The 18255-nt window shown below is 67.5% G+C and carries 15 protein-coding genes; 10 read left to right on the plus strand and 5 right to left on the minus strand.

Translation table 11 applies throughout. From position 1 onward, the window contains the following. Positions 1 to 9: 9 nt before the first annotated feature. The 3 genes from QF040_RS19635 to QF040_RS19645 all read right to left on the minus strand — a co-directional run bounded on the left by QF040_RS19635 (position 10) and on the right by QF040_RS19645 (position 8471). Positions 10 to 3096, minus strand: a complete 3087-nt coding sequence (locus QF040_RS19635) for a glutamate ligase domain-containing protein (RefSeq protein WP_429612460.1) — start codon at positions 3094 to 3096, stop codon at positions 10 to 12. A 120-nt stretch (positions 3097 to 3216) separates the two neighbouring features. Continuing rightward, positions 3217 to 3720 carry a peptidoglycan-associated lipoprotein Pal gene (pal, locus tag QF040_RS19640; RefSeq protein ID WP_429612461.1) on the minus strand — a complete coding sequence of 168 codons (504 nt, stop codon included), beginning with the start codon at positions 3718 to 3720 and terminating at the stop codon, positions 3217 to 3219. Positions 3721 to 3800: 80 nt separating this feature from the next. Continuing rightward, positions 3801 to 8471 carry a hypothetical protein gene (locus QF040_RS19645; protein ID WP_429612462.1) on the minus strand — a complete coding sequence of 1557 codons (4671 nt, stop codon included), beginning with the start codon at positions 8469 to 8471 and terminating at the stop codon, positions 3801 to 3803. 499 nt (positions 8472 to 8970) lie between these two features. Here QF040_RS19645 and QF040_RS19650 point away from each other — a divergent pair, with 499 nt between their 5' ends. Further along, on the plus strand, positions 8971 to 9405 hold the full coding sequence (locus QF040_RS19650; RefSeq protein ID WP_007838777.1) for a DUF1841 family protein: 435 nt from the start codon (positions 8971 to 8973) through the stop codon (positions 9403 to 9405). Here QF040_RS19650 and QF040_RS19655 read toward each other — a convergent pair whose 3' ends face one another. After that, positions 9406 to 10389, minus strand: coding sequence for a LysR substrate-binding domain-containing protein (locus QF040_RS19655; protein WP_429612463.1), 984 nt, complete (start codon positions 10387 to 10389; stop codon positions 9406 to 9408). It lies immediately after the preceding gene. A 104-nt stretch (positions 10390 to 10493) separates the two neighbouring features. On the opposite strand from QF040_RS19655, the gene pcaH reads away from it, so the two are divergent. Both pcaH and pcaG read left to right on the plus strand, forming a co-directional pair. Beyond that, a complete protein-coding gene (gene pcaH, locus QF040_RS19660; protein WP_307597500.1) occupies positions 10494 to 11219 on the plus strand; it encodes a protocatechuate 3,4-dioxygenase subunit beta in 726 nt (241 codons plus the stop codon). A 14-nt stretch (positions 11220 to 11233) separates the two neighbouring features. Further along, positions 11234 to 11845 carry a protocatechuate 3,4-dioxygenase subunit alpha gene (gene pcaG / locus QF040_RS19665; protein WP_429612464.1) on the plus strand — a complete coding sequence of 204 codons (612 nt, stop codon included), beginning with the start codon at positions 11234 to 11236 and terminating at the stop codon, positions 11843 to 11845. Between the two features lie 76 nt (positions 11846 to 11921). On the opposite strand, the gene QF040_RS19670 is transcribed toward pcaG, so the two are convergent. Continuing rightward, on the minus strand, positions 11922 to 12617 hold the full coding sequence (locus tag QF040_RS19670; RefSeq protein WP_307684416.1) for a c-type cytochrome: 696 nt from the start codon (positions 12615 to 12617) through the stop codon (positions 11922 to 11924). 162 nt (positions 12618 to 12779) lie between these two features. On the opposite strand from QF040_RS19670, the gene QF040_RS19675 reads away from it, so the two are divergent. The 7 genes from QF040_RS19675 (at position 12780) to QF040_RS19705 (ending at position 18245) form a co-directional block, all read left to right on the plus strand. Further along, complete coding sequence (locus QF040_RS19675; protein ID WP_013543535.1) at positions 12780 to 13634, plus strand: AAA family ATPase; 855 nt, start codon at positions 12780 to 12782, stop codon at positions 13632 to 13634. Then, positions 13631 to 13882: a hypothetical protein gene (locus tag QF040_RS19680; protein ID WP_093442654.1), complete on the plus strand. Its 252-nt coding sequence runs from the start codon at positions 13631 to 13633 to the stop codon at positions 13880 to 13882. The genes QF040_RS19675 and QF040_RS19680 overlap by 4 nt, the downstream gene beginning before the upstream one ends. A gap of 18 nt (positions 13883 to 13900) precedes the next feature. Further along, positions 13901 to 14503 carry a GNAT family N-acetyltransferase gene (locus tag QF040_RS19685; RefSeq protein WP_429612465.1) on the plus strand — a complete coding sequence of 201 codons (603 nt, stop codon included), beginning with the start codon at positions 13901 to 13903 and terminating at the stop codon, positions 14501 to 14503. Between the two features lie 33 nt (positions 14504 to 14536). Next, a complete protein-coding gene (locus QF040_RS19690) occupies positions 14537 to 14752 on the plus strand; it encodes an addiction module protein (RefSeq protein WP_429612466.1) in 216 nt (71 codons plus the stop codon). Between the two features lie 124 nt (positions 14753 to 14876). After that, complete coding sequence (locus QF040_RS19695) at positions 14877 to 15038, plus strand: hypothetical protein (protein ID WP_429612467.1); 162 nt, start codon at positions 14877 to 14879, stop codon at positions 15036 to 15038. Positions 15039 to 15040: 2 nt separating this feature from the next. Continuing rightward, complete coding sequence (locus QF040_RS19700) at positions 15041 to 16228, plus strand: vWA domain-containing protein (protein ID WP_013543538.1); 1188 nt, start codon at positions 15041 to 15043, stop codon at positions 16226 to 16228. Positions 16229 to 16313: 85 nt separating this feature from the next. Next, positions 16314 to 18245, plus strand: a complete 1932-nt coding sequence (locus tag QF040_RS19705) for an autotransporter assembly complex protein TamA (protein WP_429612468.1) — start codon at positions 16314 to 16316, stop codon at positions 18243 to 18245. The last annotated feature ends 10 nt before the right edge of the window (positions 18246 to 18255 follow it).

Consider the following 18255-nt stretch of genomic DNA (forward strand, 5'->3'; position numbering starts at 1 on the left):
CGTTCCATCTCATGGCAGTGCTTTCAAAACCCGGGCAAGCCGGGACAGGCCGACGCCCGCGGAACTCTTGGCCAGCACCCAGTCGCCCGGTTGCAGCAGACCGCCCAATGCGGTCGACAGGTCCGACACGTCCACGAACCAATGTGAACGGACCTTGGTACGAATGCTCGCGTGCAGCGCCCGCATGAGCGGACCGCACAACAGCACCCGGTCGGGCTGCGACGCCAGCAACTCTGCCTCCAGGTCGAGGTGATGGCGTTGCGCCGCAGGACCCAGCTCCTGCATGTCGCCGAGGATGGCGACACGTCGCGCAGGTTCGCAGGGGGCTTGTGACAGCAATTCGAGCGCCGCCCGCATCGAGCTGGGGTTGGCGTCATAGGTTTCATCGATCAGCTTGAAGCTTCCGCCGCCGATGTGAATGGTGTGCAGCGCACCGCGTCCGCCCGGCGGCTCGAAGTGCGCGAAGGGCTCGACCGCCGCGGCCAGCGGCAGGCGCAGCGACTGCAGCGCGCCGAGCGCGGCCACGGCGGCGGCGCCCATGTGGCGGCCCGGCGCATTGAGCCGCAATTGAAAGGGCTCGCCCGCCACCTGCGCCTGCACCTCGCCGTGGTCGAAGGCCAGGAGGCGCACGTCGGCGTCCGCGTGTTCGCCGTAGGTCACGATCTGCAGTTGGTGCGCCATCGCGGCTTCCGCGAAGATCGGGAACTCGGGCATGTCGCGGTTGAGCACCACGTTGTCGCCGGCGGCCATGCCCTGGAAGATCCGGGCGTCCATGCGCGCGGCGGCGTCCGAGGGGCCCCGGTGCTTCTGCGATGCGGCCGAGAGCCCGGTCACCACCACCAGCGAAGGCCGCACGAGTTGCGACGACGCGGGCATGTGCGAGGTGCCCATCTCCAGCACCCAGTAGGCCGCATGCCGCGGCATGCAGGTGAGGTTCCACGCAATGCCCGAGGGCAGGCTGATGTTGCCTTCGGGCTGGGCGACCTCGCCCCACACGGTGAGCGCGCCGGCCATCATCGCGGCCACGGTGCTGCTGCCCGTGCCGTGGCCCAGCACGCCGCAGACGCGGCCGGTGAATTCGGTGCGCGCATGCTCGCCCAGTTGCAGCACGGCCTGCAGCACGTTCGGCACCTTGAGCACCGGCACGCGCTTGTCCAGGTGCGGCTTGGGGTCGGTGCACAGCACGGCCGCGGCCGGCTGCAGCACGCCCTTGAGCGTGACGGCCGCGAGCGGCGTCTTCGACGGACGCGTCTGGTTCTCGAACACCACGCGGCCCTTGCGCATGAAGGAGCGCTGCGTCACGCCGCTCGCGCGCCAGCCGTCTTCGGGGCGCACCACCCATTCGCCGCCGGTCACACGCGCCATTTCGCTCGCGGTCCAGCTCGCGCCGTCGTCGCGCGGGCTGCTGGCGGCGCCGCTCATCGCGCCCAGCGGCACGCGGCGCTCGATGAGGTAGCGATGGTACGAGGCGAAGCCCGAAACGTACTGCTCGACATCATCGATGCGCACCCGAAACGCGTGGTGGCGAATGAAGAACGAGCCGACGACGGTGGACGGCCGCCGGAAGTACATCGCCATCTCCGGCCAGAAGAAACCGTTGAGGAGATAGTGCGCGCGGTAGTCGAGCGCGCGGTAGAACTTCTCGGTGTCCAGCTCGTCGAGCAGGTGCCGCATCGCGGGCATGCTTTCCAGGCGCTGGAGCATCTGCTGCGCGGCGAGCATGAGCCCGAGCAGCGTCGGAAAGGTGGTCTTGCGGTCGAGCACGAAGTCGAGATAGCCCGCGACGTTCTGCAGCCCGAAGCGGAAGTACTTCTCCTGCGGGCTCCAGTGCGTGAGCTCGTTGACGCAGCAGCTCAACCAGTGGTCGTGCGCCTGCCAGTGCTGGCTCGCGATGAAATGATCGAAGGCCTTCTCGACCGCCGCCAGCCAGCGCGCATCGCGCGTGAGGCCGTAGAGGCGCATGAGACCGTAAGCCGCCTCGCCGTCGTAATAGATGACGCGCGATGCCTGCTTCACCGCCAGGTCGGTGGCGTGCAGCACATGGTTGAAGCGGCCGGTGGCCGGGTCCTGCAGCGACACGATGCCCAGCGCCAGCTTTTCCAGGAGCGGCAGCCAGCGGCGCGTGTCCATGAGCTCGCAGTACTTCACCAGCGCGAGCACGCAGGCCGCGTTGCCGCCGAGCTTGATCTCCCCGCCGGTGTCGACAAGAAAAGCCACCTCGCGGCCGTCGGCGAGCTGGTAGTCGCGGATCAGCCAGTTGGTGAGATGGTCGAGCGCGCGGTCGATGGCCGAGCGCAGGGTTTCGTCGCGCGTGACCTCCCACGCCTCGAGCATCGCGTGGATCGCGCTTGCATGGCGCATCGCGTCATAGGTCGGGATGCGGCGGTCGAAGCACGGGAAGTAGCCGTACACGAAGAGCCCGTCGCTCTGCACCTGGCGCGCGAGGTAGGCCGAGCCGCTGCGCACGAGGTCCATCGCCGACTGCGGATTGAGCGCCGGCATCTGGCGGCGCCCCGCATCGAGCCCCGTGCCGATGAGCTTGTGCACCACGCCGTCGGGCTGGCAGAAAACGCCCACGGTCGCGAGCAGGTAGACCGGGTGATCCGTCGGCATGTCGAGCGCGAGCGTGCGCTGGAAACGCGCCTGGCCGTAGGCCTCGAAGTTGCGCGGATTCATCACCGCATGCGCAATGGTCGAGTCGCCCGCCAGCATCGCGTTGGCATTGAGCTCCTGCTCGGTGAAGGCGATCTCGAAGTCTTTGTCGAACGCCAGGCCGAGACGGAAGTAGTTGCGCTTGACGGCGGTGAGCTGGGTCTTGAACTGCGCCCAGTCCATCGGGCTCGCGCCCTCGACCCAGTCGATGCGAAGCCACGGCGACACCACACCGTGGTCGCGCACCCAGCGCTCGACGATGTCGGCGCCTTCGCTCCATGCGGTCTCGAACTCGGCGGCCCGCGCATGCACGACGTGCGCACGCTGCGAACCGTCGCTCACCGAGAAGAACAGCGTGAACGCGGGGTAGGGGGCAGGCAACGCCGCGCACACCGACGCTAGGCGTTCGTGGCAGGCGTGGAGCTGGTCTGAAAAGGACATCATTCGGCCCCGATCGAGTGCGGGAGACCGGCCGCGTCCGTCATCTATCTGCTCTCGCTGCTAGAACGACGGAATCGCTGACCGGAGACTGTTGCCTTCGACGTCATCGCTTGGGCTCCGGTTTCAGCGGTAGCTGAACTCGGCGCGGCGATTGAGCTGGTAGCCCTCCTCGGTGGTTTCCATGGACGCGGGCTTTTCGATGCCCCAGCTGATGGCCTCGACACGCTCGGCCGGCACGCCGAGCTGCGTGAGCGCCCGTTGCACCGACTCCGAACGGCGCTGCCCCAGCGCGAGGTTGTATTCGCGGCCGCCGCGCGAGTCGGTGTGGCCTTCGATGACCACGCGGCTCGTCGAGCGGTTCTTCAGGAAGCTCGCATGCGCTTCCACGATCCGCTGGTCCTGCGGACGGATGTTGTATTTGTCGAAGTCGAAATACACGATCTTCGGCACGCCGGCCGGGCCGTTCTGCACCGCTGCCGGAGGCGGCGGCTCCACCTTGGCGACCGCGGCCGCGCCCTTGTTCGAGTAGTAGTACGTCGCGTCATCGCGACCGCTCTTGGGCGTGCTGCAGGCGACGAGGCTGGCCCCGAGCGCAACGATGGCCAATATCCGGAAATTCTTTTTCATATCAATCCTTTCAGGGGACAGGCCGGTGGCCGGCCTGTCCCTGTACTGCGGTTCCCTCTCTCCTTCGCTTGCTCTTTTGCTTAACCCAACAGGCCGTGCAGGACGTTGGTCACTGGCGACAGCGTGTGTTCGACCAGGCTGGTGATCGGGGTCACGACCTCGGTCACCAGCGGGGTGACCGCGTGGTCGACGGTGCTCACCACCGTGTCGACCACCGGAGCCACCGTGCCCGTTGCGCCGGCCAGGATGTCGGTCACCGGTGCCACTGCGCCGGAAACCGTACCCGTCACCGTCGAGACGATCGGTGCGACCGTGTCGGTCAGGCCGCTTGCCACGTCGGAGATCGGCTCCAGGATGTTGGCGAGCGGGCCGTCGCTGCCCAGCACGCCGCCGAGCAAGCCACCGACCAGACCGTCCTGACCCAGCAGGCTGCCGACGAGACCGTCGTTGCCCAGCAGGTTGCCCACGAGGCCGTCGTCGCCCAGGAGGCCACCGACCAGACCGTCGTTGCCGAGGACGCCGCCGAGCAGGCCGCCGTCGCCGCCGAGGACGCCGCCCAGGAGGCCGTCGTCACCCAGCACGCCGCCGAGCAAACCGCCGTCGCCACCGAGGACGCCGCCCAGGAGGCCGTCGTCACCCAGCACGCCGCCGAGCAGGCCGCCGTCGCCACCGAGGACGCCGCCCAGGAGGCCGTCGTTACCCAGCACGCCGCCGAGCAGGCCGCCGTCGCCACCGAGAACGCCGCCCAGGAGGCCGTCGTCACCCAGCACGCCGCCGAGCAAACCACCGTCGCCACCGAGCAGACCGCCCACGAGGCCGTCGTCGCCGAGGATGCCGCCGAGCAGGCCACCGTCGCCACCGAGGACGCCGCCCAGGAGGCCGTCGTCACCCAGCACGCCGCCGAGCAGGCCGCCGTCGCCACCGAGGACGCCGCCCAGGAGGCCGTCGTCACCCAGCACGCCGCCGAGCAAACCACCGTCGCCACCGAGCAGACCGCCCACGAGGCCGTCGTCGCCGAGGATGCCGCCGAGCAGGCCACCGTCGCCACCGAGGACACCGCCCAGGAGGCCGTCGTCACCCAGCACGCCGCCGAGCAAGCCGCCGTCGCCGCCGAGCAGACCGCCTACGAGGCCGTCGTCGCCCAGGATGCCGCCGAGCAGGCCACCGTCACCACCGAGGACACCGCCCAGGAGGCCGTCGTCACCCAGCACGCCACCGAGGAGACCACCGTCGCCGCCGAGCAAACCGCCCAGGAGGCCGTCGTCACCCAGCACGCCGCCGAGCAGGCCACCGTCGCCGCCGAGCAAACCGCCCAGCAGACCGTCGTCACCCAGGACACCGCCGAGGAGACCACCGTCGCCGCCGAGCAAACCGCCCAGCAGGCCGTCATCACCCAGGACACCGCCGAGGAGGCCACCGTCGCCGCCGAGCAAACCGCCCAGCAAGCCGTCGTCACCCAGGACACCGCTGAGCAGACCACCGTCGCCGCCGAGCAAACCGCCCAGCAAGCCGTCGTCACCCAGAACACCGCCGAGCAGGCCGCCGTCACCGCCGAGCAAACCGCCCAGCAAGCCGTCGTCACCCAGGACACCGCCGAGGAGGCCACCGTCGCCACCGAGCAGACCGCCCAGCAGGCCGTCATCACCCAGAACACCACCGAGGAGGCCGCCGTCGCCGCCGAGCAGACCGCCCAGCAGGCCGTCGTCACCCAGGACACCGCCGAGGAGACCACCGTCGCCACCGAGCAGACCGCCCAGCAGGCCGTCATCACCCAGGACACCGCCGAGGAGACCACCGTCACCGCCGAGCAAACCGCCCAGCAGGCCGTCATCACCCAGCACGCCGCCGAGGAGGCCGCCGTCGCCGCCGAGCAGACCGCCCAAGAGGCCGTCGTCACCCAGCACGCCGCCGAGGAGGCCGCCGTCGCCGCCGAGCAGACCGCCCAGCAGGCCGTCGTCACCCAGCACGCCGCCGAGCAGGTCACCGTCCAGCAGGTGCGCCACGCCGTCGGTGAGGAAGTCCACTTGCGTGTCCACCGCATTCAGCAGCGCCGCGGTCGTTCCCGCGCCGAGCAGCTGGTCGGCCAGCGGGCTCACGAGGCCGCTCACACCGTCCGTCACCTGGTCCACCACGCCGTCGACCGGGTCGAGGACGTTGGGGTTGTTCGGGGTGAACACGTCGCCGAGGATCGGAGCCAGCAGGCCGTCGACCACGTCGGTGACGTTGTCGGTGAGGCCGACCACCGGGGTCAGCAGGTCGCCGAGGCCCAGTTCGCCGAGCACGCCGTCGTTCAGGCCGTCGACGATGCCGCCGACGATGCCGTCGGTCGGATCGAGCAGCGCCGGGCCGCCAGGCGTGCCGGGGTTGCCGCCGCCGATGCCGCCCAGGACGCCGCCGAGCAGACCGCCCAGGAGGCCGTCGTCACCGAGCAGACCACCGACGATGCCGTCGTCGCCGAGCAGACCGCCGGCCAGGCCGTCCGGTCCGAGCAGGCCACCGACCAGACCGTCGTCGCCGAGCAGGCCGCCGACGATGCCGTCGTCGCCCAGCACACCACCGAGCAGGCCGTCGTCGCCGAGGAGGCCGCCCACGAGGCCGTCACCGCCCAGCAGACCGCCGACCAGGCCGTCGTCCCCGAGCACGCCGCCCAAGAGGCCGTCGTTGCCGAGCAGGCCGCCGACGATGCCGTCGTCACCCAGCAGGCCGCCGAGGAGGCCGTCGTCGCCGAGCAAGCCGCCCACGAGGCCGTCACCGCCGAGCAGACCGCCCAGGAGGCCGTCGCTGCCGAGGAGGCCGTCTTCACCGAGCAGGCCGCCTACCAATCCATCGTCGCCGAGCAGACCGCCCAAGAGACCGTCATCACCGAGGAGACCGCCGAGCAGGCCGTCGCCGCCGAGCACGCCGCCCAGCGGGCCGCCTTCGCCCAGCACGCCGCCGAGGAGACCGTCTTCACCGAGCAGACCGCCCAGGAGGCCGTCGGAGCCGAGCAGGCCGCCGACAAGACCGTCTTCACCCAGCAGGTTGCTGAGCACGCCGTCTTCGCCGAGCAGATCGCCGACCAGGCCGTCGTCGCCCAGGAGGCCGCCGAGGGCGCTGTCGTCGCCGAGCAGGCTGCCCAGGAGGCCGTCCGCACCGAGCACACCGCCCACGACCCCGCCGAGCAGGCCGTCTTCGCCGAGCAGGCCGCCCAGTGCGCCGTCGTCGCCCAGCAGGTTGCCCAGGAGGCCGCCCAGCGCGCCGTCGTCGCCGAGCAGGCCGCCGACGAGGCTGTCGTCGCCCAGCAGGCCGCCGACCAGGCCGTCGTCGCCCAGGAGACCGCCAACGAGGCCGTCTTCACCCAGCACGCCGTCGAGCAGACCGCCGACAAGGCCGTCTTCGCCCAGCAGCTCGTCCAGGCCGAGGCCGGCGGTCAGGCCGCCCAGCGGGCCTTCGCCACCGAGCAGGTTGCTCAGGCCGTCGGTCACGTAGTCGACCTGGCCCAGCAGCGAGCCGAGCAGCGCATCGGTCACGCCGGCGCCCAGGATGTTGTCCACGACGGGGCTGATCGTCTCGCCCAGCGGATCGAGGATGTTGCCCACGGCGGTGTCCACCGGGTCGAACTCGTTGGGGTCGTTCGGGGTGAACTCGGAACCGACCAGCGGAGCGAGCACGCTGTCGACCACATCGGTCACACCGTCGACCACACCGGACACGGGCGCCAGGACACCGCCCAGGCCGAGGGTATCGTCGATCGCGCCGATGGCACCGCCGACGAGGTTGTCGCCCGGATCGAGCAGGTGGTCTGCGTCTGCGTCTGCGTCGGCATCGGCGTCGGCGTCGGCGTCTGCATCGGCATCGGCATCGGCATCGGCATCGGCATCGGCATCTGCATCTGCATCTGCATCTGCATCGGCGTCTGCATCTGCGTCTGCATCGGCATCTGCATCGGCATCGGCATCAGCGTCTGCATCGGCATCGGCATCGGCATCGGCATCGGCGTCTGCATCGGCATCAGCGTCTGCATCGGCATCGGCGTCTGCATCGGCATCAGCGTCTGCATCGGCATCAGCGTCTGCATCGGCATCAGCGTCTGCATCGGCATCGGCGTCTGCATCGGCATCGGCGTCTGCATCGGCATCGGCATCGGCATCGGCATCGGCATCAGCATCAGCATCAGCATCAGCATCAGCATCAGCATCAGCATCAGCATCAGCATCAGCATCAGCATCAGCATCAGCATCAGCATCAGCATCGGCATCGGCATCGGCATCGGCATCGGCATCGGCGTCAGCATCGCCGTCTGCATCCGCATCGGCATCCGCATCCGCGTCGGCATCCGCATCGCCGCCATCGCCGATGCCGGGAACCAGGAACGGCACGCCGCTGCTGCCGCCATCGCCACCACCGCTCAGTGCGGCACCCAGTGCCGCGGCACCCAGCGCGCCCAGCGCGAATTCGCCGAGGCCAATGCCGCTGCCGGCAGCGAGCTTCTTGGTCACGGCCAGCGCGGCTGCGTCCGCGTCGCTGTCGGGCGGGGTGACCTGCAGGTCACCGGAGGCCACATCCACATTCACTTGTTCGAGGCCGCCGGGCAGCTTGGTCGAGCCGATGGTCGCATCGGTGCCGCCGGTGAAGACGCCGGCCAGCGGCGCCTTGTTGGAAGCCGAGCCGGGGAACAGCACGTTGGCGTGGCCGTCCTGCGGCACGATCACGCGGTCACCCGCGATCAGGGTCTGGTTGCCATCCACCGGGATGCGGACACCGTCGCGCATCACGGCAGTGCCGGGCGTAGCATTGGACAATGTCCCGATGCTGGCAGGCCCGGAAGGGGCGGCGGAAGCCGCCGAACCCATCGCGGCAGGACTGCCTAGCGGAGTGACGGTGGCTTGGGCGAGAACCACAGGAGCTGCGCTGGATGCGGCAAGTCCTTCGGTCGATACGGTCGATGCTTGTGGAGCGTTCATGGCAGCCTCTGTGACAAAAGATGCATGTACAGGGGCAACTTGCGTGCCGCTTTTTGCAAGCCTTGCCAACGCAGCGTCGCAAGCGATTCAAGTCGTTGATTTACATGAGAATTTTTTTGAAAAACGTCGGCGCGGCCGCACATCGAAACAGCGCGTAAGGAGGTCATTTCGCGATTCGTTACGTAACGATGTAACGCCCCGTACCCGGAACGCCGGACGTGTTCCGGGTGCCGCGAAGGCCGGCGCGCAATGGCACTTCGAGCGACTTCCTCCACGCGCTTTCTTCACCCTCTTCTTATCTATATATATGTTCAACCCCTCCCAGGAAGACGTGCGCCGCTTCTTCTGCGATGTGTACGCCAAGCACCGGCAGGGCCTTCCGATGGAAGCGCTCGAGACCATCGCCGCCGGCTGGATCGACGAGCACCCCGAGTACCACGAAGACCTGGCCGATGCCGATGCCGCGGTGGCGCGCGTGTACGACGGATCGAACGGACGCGAGAACCCGTTCCTTCATCTGTCGATGCATCTGTCGATCAGCGAGCAGTGCTCCATCGACCAGCCGCGCGGCATCCGCCAGGCCGTCGAACTGCTGGCGGCGCGCCGTGGTTCGCTGCTGCATGCGCATCACGAGGCGATGGATTGCCTCGGCCAGATGATGTGGGAGAGCCAGCGCGCGGGGCGCCCGCCCGATGGCGAGGGCTACGTGGCCTGCGTGCAGCGCCGCGCGACCAAAGACTGATCAGGGTTTCTGCCTACTCCGCGCCGGCAAGTCGCCTTGCTGCTTCGCGCCTTCGCGCAGCAACGCGGCCATCGCAACGCGCAGCGACGACGCCTCGGCATCGCTGCGCAACAACAGGCCGACCGGCTCTTCGGTTCCCGCAGTGTCGATGCGCAGGCGCACGAGCCGGCCTTCTGCCAGCTCGCTGCGCGCGGCGCCGAGCGGGGTGATCCAGACCGCATCCGACACCGCCACCAGCGCGCTCGCCACGCCGACGTCGAGCGTCTGCAGCGCATGGGTCGGCAGCACGAGGCCGCGCGCCGACAAAAAGCTCTCGGTGTTGTGGCGCGGGATCGTGCCCTCGCCGTAGACCACCAGCGGATAGTCGAGCACGGCCTGCACCGGCGCCGGCTTGAGCGCGAGCGGATGCCCCGCGCGGACGGCGAACACCAGGGGCTCGGTGTAGAGCAGCTCGAAGCTCAGGCCGGCCATGAGGCGCGGATCGCTCATGCGGCCGACCACGAGGTCGAGTTCGCCGGCGCGCAGCTCGTCGAGCAGCACCGCGTTGGCGGCGCTCTTCACGGCAATCTGTGCGGCGGGCCAGTGGTCCCGCAGCCGCGCGAGTGCCGACGGCAGCAGCGCCGGCGCCACGCTCGGCAGCGCGCCGATGCGCAGGCGCTCGATGCGCCCGCCGGCCGTTGGCGCCACCGCCTCGGCGCTCGCGTCGAGCGCTTCGAGCACGCGCAACGCATGCGCCAGCAGTTGCTCGCCGGCCGGCGTGAGCCCCTGCACGCCGCGGCGGCCGGCCTGGCTGCGGTCGACCAGGCGCGTGCCCACGATGGCTTCGAGTTCAGAGAGCGTCTTCGACACCGCCGGCTGGCTCAGCGCAAGCCGCGCCGCCGCGCGCGCCAGATGGCGCTCCTGCGCCACGGCGACGAAGGCGCGCAGGTGCCGCAACTGCACGTTGCGGATGAAATCCTGGCGAAGATCGGCGGGCTTATTCAATGACTGTTGGTTATGAAAACTGGAGCAATCTTCAATTTACATCATTGAACTGCGCTTCTAAAGTGGCGCCTCGAGAATTCGTCCCACGACAGGAGACAACGCACATGACGACCCCCACCAAGGGCCCCCTTCCCGCGCTCACCCCGCGCGACTGGGACTCCCATCCCGCCTACGTCTATCCCGGCTACAAGTCCACGGTGAAGCGCGGCCCGCAGAAGCCGCTGATCCCGCTGAAGGCCTCGCTCGGCGAGCTGCAGCAGCCGGTGTACGGCCACGACAGCATCGGCGAGTTCGACCACGACCTGACGCGCAACGCGCGCAAGAACGGCGAGCCGCTGGGCGAACGCATGATCCTCACCGGCCAGGTGCTCGACGAGCGCCGCCGCCCGGTCGCCAACACGCTGGTCGAGCTCTGGCAGGCCAACGCCTCCGGGCGCTACGTGCACAAGGTCGACCAGCACGATGCGCCGCTCGATCCGAACTTCCTCGGCGCGGGCCGGTGCCTGACCGACAGCGAAGGCCGCTATCGCTTCCTCACGATCAAGCCGGGCGCGTATCCATGGGGCAACCATCCGAATGCCTGGCGTCCGCAGCACATCCACCTGTCGCTGTTCGGCCAGAGCTTCGCGAGCCGCCTTGTCACGCAGATGTATTTCCCCGGCGACCCGCTGATGCAGTACGACCCGATGATCACCGGCACCCCCGAGCGCTACCGCAACCGGCTGATTGCCGACTTCAATCTCGACATCACCGAAGAGGGCTACGCGCTGGGCTACCAGTTCGACATCGTGCTGCGCGGCGCCGACGAGACGCCGTTCGAGAACCGCTGAAAGAGGAATTCCCCATGCCATTGATGACCGCACAGGAAGCCGACTTCGGCCAGACGCCTTCGCAGACCGTGGGCCCCTACTTCGCCTACGGCCTCACCGCCACGCAATACGGCTACGACTTCGATCAGCCCTTCGACGCCGTCGTGGCGCTCGACGGTGCGACCGGCCAACGCATCCGCCTCGAAGGCCGGGTGATCGACGGCGACGGCAATGCCATCGGCGATGCGCTCGTCGAGATCAGCCAGCCCGACGGCGAAGGCCGCTACCCGCAGACGCCCGAAGAAGCGCGCGCGCTGGGCTTTCGCGCCTTCGGCCGCGTGGGCACCGGCACCGATGCGCAGAACCGCTTCGTGTTCCACACCGTCAAGCCCGGCGCACAAGCGCCCGGCGAAGCACCGCACATCAACCTGATCGTGCTGATGCGCGGCCTGCTGCTGCATGCGTTCACGCGCGTGTATTTCAGCGACGAGGCCGAAGCGAACGCGAAGGACGCGGTGCTGCAGAGCGTGCCGGCCGAGCGCCGCCATACGCTCATCGCCCAGCGCGTGGAGCAAGGCGGCGCAGTGAGCTACCGCATCGACATCCGCATGCAAGGCGCGGACGAGACGGCGTTCTTCGACGTTTGATCTCAGGGAAATCCCCAACAAAAAGCCCGCGCGATGCGGGCTTTTTGTTGGGAGAAACACGAAGCGCCGAGTGTGTTTACTGCGCTGCGTGATGGATGCGCGACTCGGGCACCGTCTTCAGTTCGCCGGGCACCGAGGCGATGTAGCTGGCCAGCGTCTTGAGCTCGGCGTTGGTGAACTTCTTGGGTTCGACCTGGCCGGCCATCACCGCGTTCGAGCGGCCGAGGTGGGCGTTGTTCTTGACGCGGTACGACTTGAGCGCGACGAAGAGGTAGTCGGCATGCTGGCCGGCCAGCTTGGGCACGGTGCCGTCGTTCGGGGTGTTGAAGTTGGCGCCATGGCACTTGGTGCAGCTGTTGTCGGGGCCGTTGCGGCCGACCAGCGCGGTGATGTTCTCGGGCATGGCCTTGGCGAGCGCGGCGGGCGGTGCATCGCCTTCCTTCACGCCCAGCTGGCTGTAGTAGGCGGCCACGTCGGCGATGTCCTGCTCGGAGAGCGAATCGGCAATGGCGCGCATGGTGGGATGCTTGCGGTCGCCGCCCTTGTACGCGGTGAGCGCGGAGACGATGTAGGTGGCGCTCTGGCCCGCGATCATCGGCACCTTGTGGATTTCAGGGAAGCTGGCCTGGTAGCCAATGATGCCGTGGCAGCCCACGCACATCTGAACCTTCTTTGCCCCGTCCTGGGCCTTGCCAGTGACTTGTTGGGCTTGTGCCGAGAGCGTCACGCAAGCGACAGCAAGGGCAAACATCGTGGTCAACAGCTTGTTCATTTTGCGCGCACAATCTCGTGGAGATACAGTTTTTCGAATCAACATTCGATTATATGCAAGGGTCCTCCGGGAACCCCGCAGAGCTGCCCAAGAGGCTGTGCGATGCGCGTCGAGTGTGTTCTTTTCTCCACCCCGCCTTTCCACCTCGCTTCTCGTTCACTCATGAAATTCCAGGGCTCAGACAACTACGTCGCCACTCAGGACCTGATGCTGGCGGTCAACGCCGCCATCACGCTCAAGCGCCCGCTGCTGGTCAAGGGCGAACCCGGCACGGGCAAGACCATGCTGGCCGAGGAAGTGGCGCAATCGCTGGGACTGCCGCTCCTGCAGTGGCACATCAAGTCGACCACCAAGGCGCAGCAGGGCCTGTACGAATACGACGCGGTGAGCCGCCTGCGCGATTCGCAACTGTCCGACGTGGACGGCGGCGAGCGCGTGAAGGACATCCAGAACTACATCGTCAAGGGCGTGCTGTGGCAGGCCTTCACGGCCGACGAGCCGGTGGCCCTTCTCATCGACGAGATCGACAAGGCCGACATCGAATTCCCGAACGACCTGCTGCGCGAAATCGACCGCATGGAGTTCTACTGCTACGAGACGCGCGAGCTCATCCGCGCCAAGCACCGGCCGGTGGTGTTCATCACCTCCAACAACGAGAAGGAACTGCCCGACGCATTCCTTCGCCGCTGCTTCTTCCACTACATCAAGTTCCCCGATGCCGAGACGATGAAGCACATCGTCGCCGTGCACTTCCCGGGTCTGAAGCAGGAGCTGCTCACGGCCGCGATGAAGACCTTCTACGACGTGCGCAACCTGCCCGGCCTCAAGAAGAAGCCCTCGACTTCCGAACTGCTCGACTGGCTCAAGCTCCTGGTGGCCGAAGACATCCCCCTCGAAGCCCTGCAGAGCAAGGACGACAAGGTCGCCGTGCCGCCGCTGGTGGGCGCGCTGCTCAAGAACGAGCAGGACGTGACGCTCTTCGAGAAGCTCGTCTTCATGCAGCGCAACAACCGATGAGCGAATCACCGCGGCCGCATCCCACGGGCCAACTGCTCAAGCTGGGCGTGGCCCAGGCGGTGCTGTTCGTCGCGGGTGCGCTGCTCGGCCGCTGGGTCGGGCTGCTGCTGGGCCTGGATGCCTTCGGCGCCGGCGGCTACGGCAACAAGGAGATCTTCGGCATCCTCCTGATCGGCCTCGGCGGCGGTGGCGGGGTGCAGATCGCACGCGCCTGGTATGTGCGCAAGTACGGCAATCCGAGAAGCTGAAATTCAGAGGTGTTTGAGATGGCGTTCGTCGAACCTGTCACGCTGAAGGCCCGCGACATCGCGCTGGTGCCGCTGTCGCTCGACCACGAAGAGGGCCTTCGCGCCGCGGCCGCCGATGGCGAACTCTGGAAGCTTCGCGTCACCTCCGTGCCCGAGCCCGAGAACACCCGCGCCTACATCGAGACCGCGCTGAAGACGGCCGACCGCTTCGCCTTCGCCGTGACCGAAGCAGCCACCGGCACCGTGCTCGGCAGCACCAGCTTCCACGACATCCTGCCGGGCGTGAAGCGCGTCGAGATCGGCTACACCTGGTACGCGGCGCGCTGCCAGCGCACCCACATCAACACCACCTGCAAGCTCCTGATGCTCACGCACGCGTTCGACACGCTCGGCTGCAACGTGGTGGGCTGGCGCACCGACAACTTCAACTTCGCCTCGCAGCGCGCCATCGAGCGCCTGGGCGCGAAGAAAGACGGCGTGATCCGCGGCCACGCGATGCGCCGGGACGGCACCATCCGCGACACCGTCATGTACAGCCTGCGCGCGGGCGAGTGGCCCGAGGTGAAGGCCCAGCTGCTCTACCTGCTCGAGCGGCGCGCCGGCGCCTCCTCGCACACTTGAGCAGAATCACATTCATCGCTTCGGAGAGAAACCGTGAACGCCGTACTGAACGATCTGAGTCATCTTGGCACGCACGAGAAGCTGCAGCTCGTCGAGGACTTGTGGGACAGCATCGATCAGGCGCTTGTCCCCGCCATGAGCGACGAAGTCCATGCCGAGTTGCAGCACCGCGCCGCCTGGAACGATGCCCATCCAGGCCATGAACTCACGCTGCAGCAAATCGCCGACAAGCTGGGCGTGCGCTTGTGAGCTTCGGCCTCAAGTTCGAACCAGCAGCCGCACGCGAAATCGAACTGGCTAATGGTATGAATCCCGTCGCACAGGCTTGGGCGCCGAGTTCCTTTCCGTCATCGCGGCAGCACAGGAAATCCTGATGCGCGACCCTCTCCAGTTCTCCATGACACGCGCGCCATTTCGGTGGCTCAAGCTGCGCAAGTTCCCTTACGGCCTGCACTACCGGATCCGGGGCGACGAGGTCATGATCGTCGCCTGCCTGCACTTTCGCCAGAGCCCCGCGCACTGGCCGGGAATCTGACCATGCTCATCGATTTCTTCTACACCCTGCGCTCGGCCAAGCTGCCGGTGTCCGTCAAGGAATACCTCACGCTGCTCGAAGCCCTGCAAGCCGACGTGGTGGGCCCCAACTCCGACGGCGCCTATGGCATCGACGACTTCTACTACCTCTCGCGCACCGCGCTCGTGAAGGACGAGAAGCACTACGACAAGTTCGACCGTGCCTTCGCCGCCTACTTCAAGGGCGTGGAGATGCTCACCGACTTCACGAAGGAAGTGCCGCTCGACTGGCTCAAGAAGACGCTCGAGCGCGAGTTCACCGCCGAAGAAAAAGCCAAGATCGAGAAGATGGGCTGGGACGAGCTCATGGAAACGCTCAAGAAGCGCTTCGAGGAGCAGAAGGAACGCCACGAGGGCGGCAGCAAGTGGATCGGCACCGGCGGCACCTCGCCCTTCGGCAACGGCGGCTACAACCCGCAGGGCATTCGCATCGGCGGCGCGGGCAAGAACAAGAGCGCCGTGAAGGTGTGGGACCAGCGCGCCTACAAGGACTACGACGACACCCAGGAGCTGGGCACGCGCAACATCAAGGTGGCGCTGCGGCGCCTTCGCAAGTTCGCGCGCGAAGGCCACGAGGAAGAGCTGGACCTGGACAACACCATCCACTCGACCGCGGCCAACGCCGGCTACCTCGACATCAAGATGCGGCCCGAGCGCCACAACAACGTCAAGGTGCTGCTCTTGATGGACGTGGGCGGCACGATGGACGAGCACATCCAGCGCGTGGAGGAATTGTTCTCGGCCGTGAAGACCGAGTTCAAGCACCTGGAGTTCTATTACTTCCACAACTGCGTCTACGACTTCATGTGGAAGAACAACAAGCGCCGCTTCTCCGAGAAGTTCGCGACCTGGGACATCCTGCGCAAGTACAACAAGGACTACAAGCTCATCTTCGTCGGCGACGCGACCATGAGCCCCTACGAGATCCTGCAGCCCGGCGGCAGCGTCGAATACAACAACGAGGAAGCCGGCGCCGAGTGGATCCAGCGCCTGACGCACACCTTCCCGAAGTTCGCGTGGATCAATCCCGAGCCCCAGGGCGTGTGGCAATACAGGCAGAGCATCGCGGTGATGCAGCAGCTCATGTCCAACCGCATGTACCCGCTCACGCTGCGCGGCCTGGAAGACGCGATGCGCATGCTCTCCAAGTAATGCGCAAGTAGGACACCAGCAGGACAGCGCCGTTCTGTATCCGGAAGCTTCAGGAACGGACAAATCTTGCTGTCAGAATCCGCCCATGGTCAGGGTGGTATCCGTTTCTTCGCCGGCGTGGTGGCCGGCTTTGCTTTTTTGTGGCGTCCTTCTTTTGCAAGGCTGCAGCTTGCTGCCGAAAAAAGAAAGCTCCGAGGGCAAGCCCGTGGCCGGCCTCGTGCGCAGCGGCGATGCCGACAGCACCGCCGCCAAGGACAGCAGCAAGGACGAGAAGAAAGCCGACAGGCGCGATGCTTTCACCGTCGACGTGCGCGGACCTGAAGCGGTTCGCGACTACCTCACGCTCCATCTGGAAATCCAGCGCTACCGCGAACTCGACGACCTCGGCGCGACGGAAATCTCCCGCCTCATGGTCGCCGCCGAAGCCAATGCGCGCGAACTGCTCGGCACCCTCGGCTACTTCACCCCGACGCTGACGCTCGAACTCAACGAGACGCCCGAGAGCACCAAGGCCCCGCGCGAGATCGTCATCACCGTCGCGCCGGGCGAGCCCACCAAGGTGAGCAATGTGCAGATCAGCTATGCCGGAGCCATCGCCGACGACGCCACCGCCGAGGCGCAGCGCGATTCGATCCGCACCGGCTGGGCGCTCCGCGCAGGCCTTCCCTTTACTCAGCAGGCCTGGGACGACGCCAAGACCACTGCGCTGCGCAGCCTGACGGCCAAGCGCTTCCCCACCGGCAACATCGAAGTGAGCCGCGCCGAGGTCGATGCCGACCGCAGCGAGGCGCGCCTGAGCGTCACCTACCAGTCGGGGCCCGCCTACAAGTTCGGCCCGCTCGTGCTGCGCGGCCTTTCGCGATACGACCCCGACGGCGCGCGCCGCATCGCCCGCCTGCCCAGCGGCACCGACTACGACCAGCAGAAGCTGCTCGACGCCCAGCAGCGCCTGGCCAGCAGCGGCTACTACGACTCGGTGTTCCTCACGCTCGACACCGAGAGCGGCAACCCGCTGGCCGCGCCGGTCATCGCGCAACTGCGCGAGGCGCCGCTGCAGAAAGTGGTGCTGGGGGCCGGATTCACCACCGACAACGGCCCGCGCCTGTCGATCGACCACATCCACAACCAGATTCCGCTGCTCGGCTGGCGCGCGGTCTCGCGGCTTTCGGTGGACAACGACATCCAGTCGCTGGGCACCGAGTGGAACGCGATTCCCGATGACAAGGGCTGGCGCTGGTTCTCCGGCGCCGAACTCAAGCGCGAGGAATCGGGCAGCTACATCGTCGACAGCGGCCGGCTGCGCGGCGGGCGCAACAAATCCAGCGACCACATCGATCGCAGCTACTTCCTGCAGTACGACTACGCGCAGAACCGCGGCATCGACGCGCCGCCCTCGGCCTCGGCGGTCACCGCCAACTGGGGCTGGACCGGGCGCTACTTCGACAACAACTCGGCCCCCACGCGCGGCTACGCGCTCGCGCTCGAACTCGCGGCCGGCTACACGCTCACGGGCGAGCAGACGCCCTTCACCCGCACCTATGTGCGCGGGCTGGGCATCCTTCCGATCGGCTCGGCCGATGACACCGAAGCGCGCGCCCGCCGCAGCCGCCTGCAGTTGCGCCTTGAGGCCGGCGCGGTGTCTGCGAAAGACTCCGCGCAGATTCCTTCCACGCTGATGTTCCTCACCGGCGGCGACACCACCGTGCGCGGCTACAGCTACAAGCAGATCGGCACCGTGCGCGCGGACGGCCAGACGGTGGCCGGCCGCTACCTCGGCGTGGCGAGCGTCGAATGGCAGCGCCCCTTCGTCTACAACAACAAGCTCACCGAATGGGAGAGCGTGGTGTTCGTCGATGCCGGTGCCGTGGCCGACAAGCCCGGCGAGCTCAAGCCCAAGGTGGGCGTGGGCGTGGGCGCGCGCTGGCGCAGCCCGGTCGGGCCGGTGCAGGCCGATCTGGCCTACGGCGTGGACACGAAGAAATTCCGCCTGCACTTTCGCCTCGGCTTCACCTTCTGACCGCACAGCA

The sequence above is a fragment of the Variovorax sp. W2I14 genome (assembly GCF_050435205.1).
Classification (GTDB): domain Bacteria; phylum Pseudomonadota; class Gammaproteobacteria; order Burkholderiales; family Burkholderiaceae_C; genus Variovorax; species Variovorax paradoxus_C.